The organism is Pyxidicoccus fallax (assembly GCF_012933655.1).
GTDB lineage: Bacteria > Myxococcota > Myxococcia > Myxococcales > Myxococcaceae > Myxococcus > Myxococcus fallax.
This window is the reverse complement of record NZ_JABBJJ010000412.1, coordinates 1-10,344: the sequence shown is the minus strand read 5'-3', so window position 1 is coordinate 10,344 and position 10,344 is coordinate 1. Positions and strand designations below refer to the sequence as shown.

Below are 10,344 nucleotides of genomic sequence, written 5' to 3'. Positions count from 1 at the left end.
CCCTCGGACCCCGCCGCCATGCTGAGCGGCATTCCGGGCATGGACTTCTCCTCGCTGTCCCCCACGGCCCGGCGCGAGCTGGCCACGGTGATGAGCGACGAGTTCTGCTATTGCGGCTGCCCCCACACGCTGGGCGCCTGCCTCAAGCAGCACACCGGCTGCCGGCATGCGAAGCGCATGGCCCGGCTGTCCGCGCGCATGGTGTCCGACGGCAACCCCGCCACGGAAGTCATCGTCTCGCTGTCCCAGTACTACGCCGCCTTCCGCGAGCCGCGCGCGCAGTTCAAGGTGGACGACCGCATGTGCACCGGCAGCGCCAGCGCTCCGGTGACGGTGGTGGAGTTCTCCGACTTCGAGTGCCCCTTCTGCGCCAAGGCCCGCCCGGTGCTGGAGTCCTTCGCGAAGAAGAACGCGCAGCAGGTTCGCTTCTGCTACCTGCCGTTCCCCCTGTCCAACCACGTCAACGCGATTCCGGCGGCCCAGGCGGCGCTGTGGGCGAGGGACCAGGGCAAGTTCTGGCAGATGCACGACGCCCTCTTCGAGCACCAGGAGAACCTCAAGCCGGACGCGCTGCCCGCCATCGCCAAGGGGCTGGGCCTGGACGGCGACAAGCTGGCCGCGGTGCTCAAGTCGGACATGTACAAGCAGGAGCTGGAAGGCTTCCGCAACCAGGGCCGCGCGGCCGGCCTCACCGGCACGCCGTCCGTGTACTTCAACGGCCGCGTCGTGGACCTCTCCTTCATCCAGGAGGAGCTGCTCACGCACAGCATGGAGGACGAGGTGGAGTGGCGCAGCAACAACAACGGCTGGGGCGCTGACTGACGGACGCCCGGATGATGCCGCGCTTCCGCATCGACGGGCCCCAGCTCGTCCCCGAAGACCGCCACGGCCCGTCAGCGCTGTCGGGCCGCGCGGGGACGTACGCGCTGATGCCGACGTCGCCCGACCTGCTGGTCTTCTCCCGCACGCCCGCGGAGGGCGGCTCCATTCCCACGCCGCGCGTGGTGATGTCCGGGGACGCCAGCGGCTTCCCGCTGTCGGACCTCATCGCCTTCCTCAGCCAGTCCCGCTGGAGCGGCGTCATCCGCGTCAGCTCGCCCGGCGGCGAGCGCTCCGTCACCTTCCGCGAGGGCGAGGTGCGGGGCGCCTCGTCCGATGACCCGTCGGACCGGCTGGGCGAGGTGCTGGTGCGCCTGGGCTACGTGGAGCGCGCCCAGGTGGAGACCGCGCTGCGCGAGCACCCGCCCTCCAAGGTGGGCCGCGCGCTGGTGGAGAAGGGACTCCTGCAGGCGCACGACCTCTTCAAGTGCGTCACCCACCAGGTGAGCGAAATCTTCCACGCCATCGTCCTGTGCCGCGAGGGGAGCTTCTTCCTCGTGGACCAGCCGGTGGACGAGAAGACGGGCCACATCATCCAGCTGTCCACGCAGAGCCTGCTGATGGACAGCATCCGGAAGATCGACGAGCTGGCGCACTTCCGCAAGCGCATCCCCCACGGCCGCCTGTACGTCGCGCGCAAGCGCCCGTCGGACGGGAAGCTGGAGGAGGACGAGGACCGGGTGCTGGCCATGCTCGACGGCCGGCGCACGATTCTGGAGCTGGGCCACGCGGCCCGCCTGTCCGAGTTCGACATCACCAAGGTGGTGTTCCGGCTGCTGGAGGGCGGCTTCGCGTCGGTGATGGACAAGCCGCTGATGGTGCCCGCGGCCGCCGCGCCCACCCCCGTGCCGCGCCCGCAGACGCCCTCGGCCGCCACGCCGTCCAGCCCGCCCGCGCGCGCCGCGGCTCCGGTGGTGGACCCGCGCCCGGTGGCGCGCGTCTTCAACTTCATCTTCCGCGAGATTCGCGACGAGGTGGCCAAGCAGGGCATGGACCGCGAGTTCATCGCCGCGGCCAACGCCGCCCTGTCCGGGCAGGCCCTGTCGTCCTCGCCGGTGCTGGAGGGCCTGGCCTTCGCGGCGGACGGCAGCCTGCCGGAGCCGAAGCTGATTGAAGGCTTCGAGCGGCACCGCGCGCAGCTGGGCAGCGAGCCCTTGGCGTCCTTCAAGCAGGCGCTCAGCGACGTGATGTTCTTCCTGCTCTTCCAGGCCGGGGAGCTGCTGGAGTCGCGCGCGGACGAGGACCTCGCCCGTCGCGTGAAGGAACTGCTGGCCACGCTCGAGGCGCCGTGACGGACAGCGAGTTGCCGCGGCTGACGGCGGACGTGCCCGGGTGCGGCGGCGGCTTCAAGCTGGTGCCCGAGGACTTCGAGGTGGAGGAGGTGCCCGCGTACCTGCCTTCCGGCGAGGGCGAGCACCTCTACCTCTGGCTGGAGAAGCGCGGCCGGGACACCCGCGAGGTGGTGCGCGCGCTGGCCTCGGCGCTGGGCGTGTCCGAGGACGACATTGGCGTGGCGGGGATGAAGGACCGGCAGGCCGTCACCCGGCAGCTCATCTCCGTGCCCGCGCGCGCGGAGCCGAAGGTGGCGGACTTCGCCCTGGACGGTGTCAGCGTCCTGTGGACGAAGCGGCACGGCAACAAGCTCCGCACCGGGCACCTGCGCGGCAACCGCTTCCGCCTGCGCCTGCGCGGCGTGCGGGACGTGGGCGCCGCGCGCGAGTCCTTCTCGCGCCTCGTGGAGCGGGGCCTGCCCAACTACTTCGGCGAGCAGCGCTTCGGCCGCGCGGGAGACAACGCGGACCTGGGCCGGCTGCTGGTGCTGGGCCAGCGGCTGCCGAAGCGGCCGGACCGCTTCCAGCGCAAGCTGTACCTGTCCGCCTTCCAGTCCCGTCTCTTCAACCGCGCCCTGGCCGAGCGCCTGCGCGCGGGCACCCTGGCCACCGCGCTGCGCGGGGACGTGCTGCGCAAGGAGGAGACGGGCGGCATCTTCGTCTGCGAGGCGCCCGAGGTGGACGGCCCGCGCGTGGCCGCCTTCGAGGTGAGCCCGGCGGGGCCGCTGTTCGGCCCGAAGATGACGGCCGCCGCCGGCGAGGTGGCCGAGGCCGAGGCGCGGCTATTGGCCGGTGAGGGCGTCACCCTGGACGACTTCAAGCGCGGCGGCGGCGAGACGGAGGGCGGACGCAGGCCCTACCGCGTCCGCCTGGGCTCGCCCGAGCTGACGCCGGAAGGGGAGGACGTGTGGCTCACCTTCGAGCTGCCCCGCGGCTCGTACGCCACCGAGGTCCTCCACGAGTTGCTGAAGGACGGCTGAGCGCCGCTCCTGCCCCGAGCGCGGGTAGGGCGGCTTGAAGCCCCGCCCCTTGGCGCCGCGCGAGCAGGGCGTCGAGCAGCGCCCTTGAGCGCGGCCCGGAAGGGCGGGGTTGCCTGAAGCACCACCCGCTCGCGGGCATGGGGCCGGGGCGCGGGGCGTCGCGCACGGCCATGTGGCTCCAGCAGGGGACATCGCCGCGTCCCAGAGGGACTCTTCCTCCCCGAAACGACAGCGCCTCCGAGGGCCAGGCCCGCGGAGGCGCTTCGCTGCTTCAGCCTGTGCGCCCCGGCCGGGAAGGGCCGGGCGTGCGGCCTACTGGTCGACGACGTTGAACTCCGTGCGGCGGTTCATCGCGCGGCCGGCCTTGGTGTTGTTCGGGCCGATGGGCCGCGTCTCGCCGAAGCCCACCGCGTCCAGGCGGCCCGGGTCGATGCCGCGGCGGATGAGCTGCGCCTTCACCGCGTCCGCCCGCTTCTGCGACAGCCGCAGGTTGGACACGTCCTTGCCCAGCGAGTCCGTGTGGCCCTCGATGCGGATCTTCTTGATCCACGGGGCATCCCGCATCGCCTGCGCCACGTCATCGAGGATGGAGTTGCTCGTCTTGCCGACGATCTTCGCCGAGCCGGCACCGAAGGTGATCTGCTTCTTGATCTCGATGCGGTCCTTCTTGATGACGACCATCTTGTACTGCTTGGCGCAGCCGCGCTCCTCCTTCACGCCGGGCTGATCCGGGCACGCATCCAGCCGGTCGACGATGCCGTCACCGTCCGCGTCGTTGTCCGCGCAGCCGCCGTTCTCCGCGGGGCCGGCCACCAGCGGGCACTTGTCCTGGTTGTCCGGCAGGCCGTCGCTGTCGTTGTCCAGGTCCGGGCAGCCGTCGTCGTCCTGGAAGCCGTCCTTGTCCTCCGGCTCGTCCGGGCACTTGTCCTGCGGGTCGTTCAGCCCGTCGCCGTCCTTGTCGAGGATGGGGCAGCCCACGTTCTGCACCGGGCCCGTCTCGTTGGGGCACTTGTCCACGCTGTCCACCAGGCCGTCCTGGTCATTGTCCAGCTCGGGGCAGCCGTCCTCGTCCTGGAAGCCGTCCTTGTCCTCGGCCTGGTCCACGCACTTGTCCTGCGGGTCGACGATGCCGTCGCCGTCGCGGTCCTTCGGCGCCTCCTGCGGGCAGCCCTGGTTCTCCTGCACGCCGGGGTTGAGCGGGCACTTGTCGTTGCCGTCCAGCACGCCGTCGTTGTCGTTGTCCGGCTCGGGGCAGCCGTCCTCGTCCTGGAAGCCGTCCTTGTCCTCGGCCTGGTCGGGGCAGGGGTCGTCCTTGTCCAGCGTGCCGTCCCCGTCGTTGTCCGTCTCCTCGATGCGGACCACCACGTTGGGCTGCTGCGGCTGCTTCGTCTGGGTGGGCGTCTGCGGCTGCTGGACCTCGGGCCGCTCGCGCACGAGCACCTGGCGCGGGGCGCAGTTCTTGGACAGCTCCAGCGCGCGGTCCACCGCGGTGTCCGCGGTGCGCACGTGCTGGTTGGCGCGGCCGCTGTTGCCCTGGCTCAGCTCGCCACGGGCGAAGTCGAGGTGGGCCTCGGCGGTGGCCAGCTCCACCGGGGCGCAGCGGAGGGCGCCGCTGCGGCGGGCGCGCTCCACGTCCGCCGCCAGCACCTCCGTGTCAGCGCGAATCTTGCTGCCACTGACGCAGGCGACGGAGAGGAGCAGGGGAAGCAGCGCGGCGAGAGAGGGACGCTTCATCGGGGAGCGCTCGGGCGTCACGGGGTGGGACGTCACGGGGTCTGGGGACGGCCACCACCGGATTCGGTGGCACCGGCCGCGGCCATGGCCTTCTCACGGGCCTCGTTGGCGTAGCGGGACGCCTTCACTGCGAAGTCCACGCCGGCCTGGTAGTCGGAATAGCCCACCTCCTCGCGCGCCTTGGCGAGGTACAGGTTGGCGGCGGTCCATTCGAACGGGGCCAGCTTGTCGGCTCCGGCGGTGCGCGCGGCCTGGATCTGCACCTCGGCATCGAGGATGTTGGCGGTGGACTTCACGGGGCCGCACGCGGCGAGCGCCCCCGCCACCGCCACCAGCACCATCAGCTTCTTCATAGGGTGGCGCCTCTAGAGAGGGGTAGGACCCGCCGGTCGTATCAATCACCCCTTGGGGGGTCAAGAATCGGGCAGACCGCGCCGGGCGGGAGACCGGGCGTGGAGGCGGGACTTTGACGGCCGGCGCCGCGCTTGCCATCGTTCCGCCCCCGTGCGCCCGCCCGTCCGCCCAGTCCTCCTGCTCGCGCTGCTGCTGCCGCTCATCGCCGCCTCCGCGTCCTCGTCCGCCGCGAAGCGGGGGGAGCGCCGCGCCCAGACGGAGCAGGTCATCGCCGGCGTCCTCCAGGGAGACCCCGTGCCCGCGGCCGTCTCGCGCCTGCGCTTCCTGCGCGAGGAGGCCTACGCGGCCGAGGAAATCACCCTCGCCATGCGCAGGGCGCTCGACGAGCGCGTCCGCCGCAACCTCACCGCCGTGCTGGCCGGGCTGGAGACGCGCGAGGCCGAGCCCACCCTGGCGCGGCTGGCCGGTGACGACGACAGCGCGGTGCGCATGTACGCCGCGCAGGGCCTGGGCCGGCTCAAGAGCCGCAACACCCAGGTGCTGCTGCCGCTCCTCCAGGACAAGAGCAGCGGGGTGCGCCGGGAGGCGGCGCGGGCCCTGGGCGCCTCGCGCAACCCGAGGATGGGCGCCGTGCTGGTGAAGGCGGCCAAGGCGGAGCAGGAGCTGGAAGTGCGCGCCGCCATGCTGACCGCCGTGGGCGATACCGGGGACAAGAAGCAGGTCTCCGCCCTCAAGGCGTACCTGACGAGCGACTCGGAGAGCTCCCGCTTCGCGGCGGCGCGCGGCCTGTGCCGCCTGGGCTCGCAGGACGGCTTCGCCTTCGCCGGCAAGCTGCTGGGCTCGGAGGACCGCTTCGTGCGCCGGCAGGGGCTGGAGCTGTACGAGGGCGTCGCCGCCAAGAAGGCCGCCCCCGCGCTCGAGCCGCTCCTGGAGGACAAGGACCGCGCGCTGGCCGCCGGCGCCGCCCGCATCCTCTACCAGGGCGGGGACACCTCCATGCTGGAGTGGCTCGTGCTGGCCTCCTGGAACGCGAAGGGGGAGGAGAAGCTCACGTACGAGAAGGAGCTGGAGACGCTCCAGCTCGCGGATGACCGGCGCAAGGCCATCCTCCGCAAGGCGGGTGTCGCGAAATGAGGGCCGCCGCGCTGCTGGCCGCGGCGCTCGTGTCCCAGGCGTCCGCGGCCCCCACCTCCCAGACGGTTTCCACGCCTCCCGGCGCCGAGGCCATCCTCGAGTCCCCCGCCGCGTCCGCGCAGGTGGCCACCTCCACCCCGCACCGGCCCAACGGCTGGGAGGGCCTGTCCGAGGCGCAGCGGGCCGCGCTCGTGGCCGAGGACGCGGACGCCCCCGTCGCCGAGCGCCTCTTGCGCATGAGCGAGCGCTTCATCAACACGCCCTACGTGCTGTCCCCGCTGGGCGAGGGCCAGGGCGTGGACCCGGACCCCACCTTCCGCCTGGACGCGGTGGACTGCCTCACCTTCGTGGAGCAGTCCATGGCCCTGGGGCTCGCCCGCGGCGAGCCGGACGTGGCGCCGCTGCTGGAAACCCTCCGCTACGCCAGCACGCCCTCCTACGAGGACCGCAACCACCTCATGGAGGCGCAGTGGCTGCCCAACAACATCCGCAAGGGCTTCCTGGTGGATGTGACGCGGCGCTACGCCGGTGAGGACGCGGTGGCCGTCACCAAGACGCTCACCCCGCTCACCTGGCAGTCCCGCTCCTCCCTGGCGCTGGGGCTGCCCAAGGAGCGGCGGCCGGTGGGCACGTACCCGCTCAACATGCTCCCGCTGGAGAAGGTGATGGCGCACGCGCGCTCCATCCCCTCCGGCACCATCCTCGTGGTGCTCCGCGAGGACCTGCCGCTGAAGGCCACCCGGGTGACGCACCTGGGCTTCGTCGTGCAGCGCAAGAAGCGCACGTTCCTGCGCCATGCCTCGCGCGGCGGCTACAACCGCGTGGTGGACGAGGACCTGGAGACCTTCCTCGCCCGCAACGCGCGCTACGAGAAGTGGAAGGTGACCGGCGTCAGCCTCTTCGAGGTGCGCCGGCCGGACGGGGCCAACACCAGCACGGCGGTGCGCTCGCCCTGAGGGCCCTGGTCGCCCGCCTGCTCAGGGAGCGGGCGGGGGAGCGGAGGCCTGCTCGCTCTCGCGCTCCTCCTCCTCGGCGGCCAGCGCGGCCTCGTCCGTGGTCTCCAGCTCCTGCACCCGCTCGTGCTCCAGCAGCGGAATCGCCCGGGCGCGCAAATCCTCGGGCACCAGGATTTCCCACCACGGCAGCAGGTTGCCGGTGGTCAGCTTGTCCACGACGCCGGAGCGGCCGGCGCGCACCAGCACGGGGATGTTGGCCTCCTGGAGCACCTCCACGAAGGCCTCCGCGGTGAACGGGTCCTCCGCGGTCGCCGCGCGCACGAAGATGCGCTGGTCCATCTCATGGGGCAGGGGCAGGCCCCGGGCCCGCATCTCCGCCTCGCTCACGAGGAGCGGGTTGCCCGGACAGTCCGCGCAGTCCTGCACGCTGTCCTGGTACTCCGAGCCGCACCTGGCGCAGTACTTCATGTCGCTCCCTCCCGCAGGTTGTACGGAGGGACAAGGTAGGTCCGTCCTCCGGCGGACGCACCCCCGTGCGGCCACTTCGTTCAGGGGTGGGCGGTATCGCCCCCGGCCCACTGGCGCGCCTCGCCTCCCAGACGGCCGACCGTGGCGCTCAGCCGGTCCACGTCGATGGGCTTGCGCAGCACCACGTCGCAGTGCTCCGCCCCCTGCACCTGCGTGTAGCCGGAAACGAGGATGACGCGGGTGCGAGGGTTCCTCTCCTTCACCTTCGCGGCCAGCTCGGTGCCCAGCATGCCCGGCAGCGACTCGTCCGTGATGACCACGTCCGGGTGCTCGGACTCGAAGGCCTTGAGGCCAGCGAGGCCATCCGGGGCGGTGCTCACGTCGAACTCCGCCTCCAGCAGCTCCGCCAGCAGCTCCCGGCTGTCCCCGTCATCCTCCACCAGCAGGACCTTGATTCGCTCGGCATCCATGTGCCTGCGAAACCCACGTGTCGGTCCGAAACGTCCTCCATCGGCCGCGAGCGCCTCGCCGCCCTCCCGCTGGGAGAGCAAGGGAGCAACGGTGTTCCCCCTCACCGGCGGACGGAAGACTGTCCATCTTTGGCCCCGGAGGTGATGCCATGAAGGTGTTGCTGCGTGGAGTGCACCTGGACCTGACGAGCGCCATCCGGGCGTACGTCGATGAGCACCTGGTGAGCCATATCGAGCGGTTCGCGGACGACGAGGCGGCGGAGATCGACATCTCGCTGGTGGACACCAACGGCCCCAAGGGCGGCGTGGACAAGGAATGCCGGGTGACGGTGCGCATGCCCGGTCTCTCCTCGGTGCACGTGACGGAGGTGGCGGATTCGCTGTTCCCCGCCATCGACGCGGCGCGTGATCGGCTGGAGAATGCCCTCAAGCGCTCGCTGGACAGGCGGCGCGATGTGCAGACGAACGGCCTGCCGCAGGACATCGCGGCGGACGTGCCCACCTACTAGCCAGACAGGTTCGCAGGCGGTGGGCCCGGCCTCCCAGGTTGTCCACCTGGCGGCCGGGCCCGTCGTGTCCGAGTGCCCGAATCTTGCTGGGGCTGAATGGTGAACGCTATAAGCGGAACCCTTCACCCTCGGGCTAAAGGATGGCGATGGTCCGCCTCAAGTTCCTCGTCTTCGCACTGCTGGTCCTCGGACTGGGCGTTGCTCATCTGCCGATGCTGTCGGGACCGCAGCGCGACAACGCCGTGGCGCAGGCCACGTCGCAGGCCGCCGTGGGCGCCGCCGAGGTGGCGCGCCGTGTGGACGCGCGCCGCGCCGAAGTGCAGGCGCTGGCGCTGAAGCTGGCCGCCTCGCAGGAAGTGGCCTCCGCCGTCGCCGCGCTGAAGCCGGCCCCGGCCCGTGCCCCCGCGCCGCGCAACGCGAGAGACCGTGACACCGACTCCGACGAGCCCTCCGGTCCGCAGCCGCTGACCGCCGACCGTTTCGCCGCGGTGCGCACCGCCGCCGGGCCGCTGCTGCCCAAGGAGCTCAAGGGCGCGGTGGTGGCGCTGGTGACGCCGGACGCGCAGTTCCACGCCGCCGTGGGCGGCGAGCCTTCCTCGGACACCGCGAAGCTGGACGCGGCCGCGGTGGTCAAGGCCGGTGCCACCCCGGTGGCGGACGCCTTCGGCGCTCCGCATGCCTTCGCCTCGGTGCCGCTGCTGTGGAACGGCTCGCAGCCGCTGGTGACGCTGGTGGTGGGCGCGCCGCTGGTGGACGCGGCCACGCTGGAGGCCGCCGTGCAGGCGGCCGGTGTCGCCGGCCTCGCGCTGGTGAAGGGTGACGCGGTGGTGGCCGGCGCTGGCCCGGAGCAGGCCCTCGCCGAGGGCTCGCTGGCGCAGGTGCAGGCCAACGGCGCCGGCGTGGTGCTGCGCAGCGGTCAGCTCCAGGGCCTGGGCCCGGTGATGCTGCCCGCCTTCACGAATGGCGACTTCATGGGCGGCAAGGCCCCGCTGATGGTGGGCGCGCGCCGCTCGCTGGAGGGCACCGCGCTGGAGGTGCTCGCGGTGGCCGACACGCGCGCCGTGCTCGCCGCGCTCGCCGCGTACCAGCAGAACGCCTTCATGGGCCTGGGGGGCCTGCTGGGCCTGACGCTCCTGTGGACGCTGCTGATGGGCTCCGGCCGCGGCGGCGACGACGTGAAGGGCAACTCGGACACGCTGAGCCTGTCGGCCGCCATGGCCGCCTCGCCCCCGCCCGCGCAGCAGCACCAGGACGCGCCGCCGGCCCCGGTGGCCGCGCCCATGGGCGACCCGTTCGCGGCGCAGCCGCCCCCCGCGGCGGACCCGTTCGCGATGCCCGCGCCTCCGGTGGCGGACCCGTTCGCGATGCCCGCGCCGCCTCCCGCGGCGGACCCGTTCTCCATGTCCCCTCCGGGCCAGGCGCCCATGGGAGACCCGTTCGCGCTGTCGCCTCCGACTCCGACGCCCGCGCCGGCCGCGAACTCGTTCGCCTCGGCGGATCCGTTCGCCTCGGCCGAGCCGTTCCCGTTC

11 protein-coding genes are annotated in these 10,344 nt (G+C 72.3%); 7 read left to right on the top strand and 4 right to left on the bottom strand.

Annotated elements, in window-relative coordinates:
- The 3 genes from HG543_RS47005 to truD form a co-directional block, all read left to right on the top strand.
- Positions 1-822, top strand: an 822-nt coding sequence (locus HG543_RS47005; RefSeq protein WP_169351502.1) for a DsbA family protein, incomplete at its 5' end; no start/stop codon positions are given.
- An 11-nt stretch (positions 823-833) separates the two neighbouring features.
- Positions 834-2,171, top strand: a complete 1,338-nt coding sequence (locus HG543_RS47000) for a DUF4388 domain-containing protein (RefSeq protein WP_169351501.1) — start codon at positions 834-836, stop codon at positions 2,169-2,171.
- Positions 2,168-3,190, top strand: a complete 1,023-nt coding sequence (gene truD / locus HG543_RS46995; protein ID WP_169351500.1) for a tRNA pseudouridine(13) synthase TruD — start codon at positions 2,168-2,170, stop codon at positions 3,188-3,190. The genes HG543_RS47000 and truD overlap by 4 nt, the downstream gene beginning before the upstream one ends.
- 312 nt (positions 3,191-3,502) lie before the next feature.
- Here truD and HG543_RS46990 read toward each other — a convergent pair whose 3' ends face one another.
- Both HG543_RS46990 and HG543_RS46985 read right to left on the bottom strand, forming a co-directional pair.
- Positions 3,503-4,924 (bottom strand): OmpA family protein, encoded by a 1,422-nt coding sequence (locus HG543_RS46990; protein WP_169351499.1) that lies wholly within the window; start codon positions 4,922-4,924, stop codon positions 3,503-3,505.
- 32 nt (positions 4,925-4,956) lie between these two features.
- A complete protein-coding gene (locus tag HG543_RS46985; protein ID WP_169351498.1) occupies positions 4,957-5,277 on the bottom strand; it encodes a DUF4398 domain-containing protein in 321 nt (106 codons plus the stop codon).
- A gap of 151 nt (positions 5,278-5,428) precedes the next feature.
- Between HG543_RS46985 and HG543_RS46980 the strand changes: the two genes are divergently transcribed.
- Together HG543_RS46980 and HG543_RS46975 are read left to right on the top strand one after the other, a co-directional pair.
- Positions 5,429-6,412 carry a HEAT repeat domain-containing protein gene (locus HG543_RS46980; RefSeq protein WP_171818763.1) on the top strand — a complete coding sequence of 328 codons (984 nt, stop codon included), beginning with the start codon at positions 5,429-5,431 and terminating at the stop codon, positions 6,410-6,412.
- Positions 6,409-7,368 carry an N-acetylmuramoyl-L-alanine amidase-like domain-containing protein gene (locus tag HG543_RS46975; RefSeq protein ID WP_169351496.1) on the top strand — a complete coding sequence of 320 codons (960 nt, stop codon included), beginning with the start codon at positions 6,409-6,411 and terminating at the stop codon, positions 7,366-7,368. The genes HG543_RS46980 and HG543_RS46975 overlap by 4 nt, the downstream gene beginning before the upstream one ends.
- A gap of 21 nt (positions 7,369-7,389) precedes the next feature.
- Here the strand turns inward: HG543_RS46975 and HG543_RS46970 are convergent, their stop codons facing one another.
- On the bottom strand, positions 7,390-7,836 hold the full coding sequence (locus HG543_RS46970) for a putative signal transducing protein (protein ID WP_169351495.1): 447 nt from the start codon (positions 7,834-7,836) through the stop codon (positions 7,390-7,392).
- Between the two features lie 80 nt (positions 7,837-7,916).
- Positions 7,917-8,306 carry a response regulator gene (locus HG543_RS46965; RefSeq protein ID WP_169351494.1) on the bottom strand — a complete coding sequence of 130 codons (390 nt, stop codon included), beginning with the start codon at positions 8,304-8,306 and terminating at the stop codon, positions 7,917-7,919.
- 149 nt (positions 8,307-8,455) lie between these two features.
- On the opposite strand from HG543_RS46965, the gene hpf reads away from it, so the two are divergent.
- Positions 8,456-8,815: a ribosome hibernation-promoting factor, HPF/YfiA family gene (gene hpf, locus HG543_RS46960; protein ID WP_169351493.1), complete on the top strand. Its 360-nt coding sequence runs from the start codon at positions 8,456-8,458 to the stop codon at positions 8,813-8,815.
- A 146-nt stretch (positions 8,816-8,961) separates the two neighbouring features.
- On the top strand, positions 8,962-10,344 hold a 1,383-nt coding region (locus tag HG543_RS46955), incomplete at its 3' end, for an MXAN_5187 family protein (RefSeq protein ID WP_169351492.1).

Coding starts and splice junctions, on each gene's coding strand:
- HG543_RS46990 (WP_169351499.1), bottom strand. CDS start 4,924: ATGAAGCGTCCCTCTCTCGCCGCGCTGCTTCCCCTGCTCCTCTCCGTC.
- HG543_RS46985 (WP_169351498.1), bottom strand. CDS start 5,277: ATGAAGAAGCTGATGGTGCTGGTGGCGGTGGCGGGGGCGCTCGCCGCG.
- HG543_RS47000 (WP_169351501.1), top strand. CDS start 834: ATGATGCCGCGCTTCCGCATCGACGGGCCCCAGCTCGTCCCCGAAGAC.
- HG543_RS46975 (WP_169351496.1), top strand. CDS start 6,409: ATGAGGGCCGCCGCGCTGCTGGCCGCGGCGCTCGTGTCCCAGGCGTCC.
- HG543_RS46970 (WP_169351495.1), bottom strand. CDS start 7,836: ATGAAGTACTGCGCCAGGTGCGGCTCGGAGTACCAGGACAGCGTGCAG.
- HG543_RS46965 (WP_169351494.1), bottom strand. CDS start 8,306: ATGGATGCCGAGCGAATCAAGGTCCTGCTGGTGGAGGATGACGGGGAC.
- hpf (WP_169351493.1), top strand. CDS start 8,456: ATGAAGGTGTTGCTGCGTGGAGTGCACCTGGACCTGACGAGCGCCATC.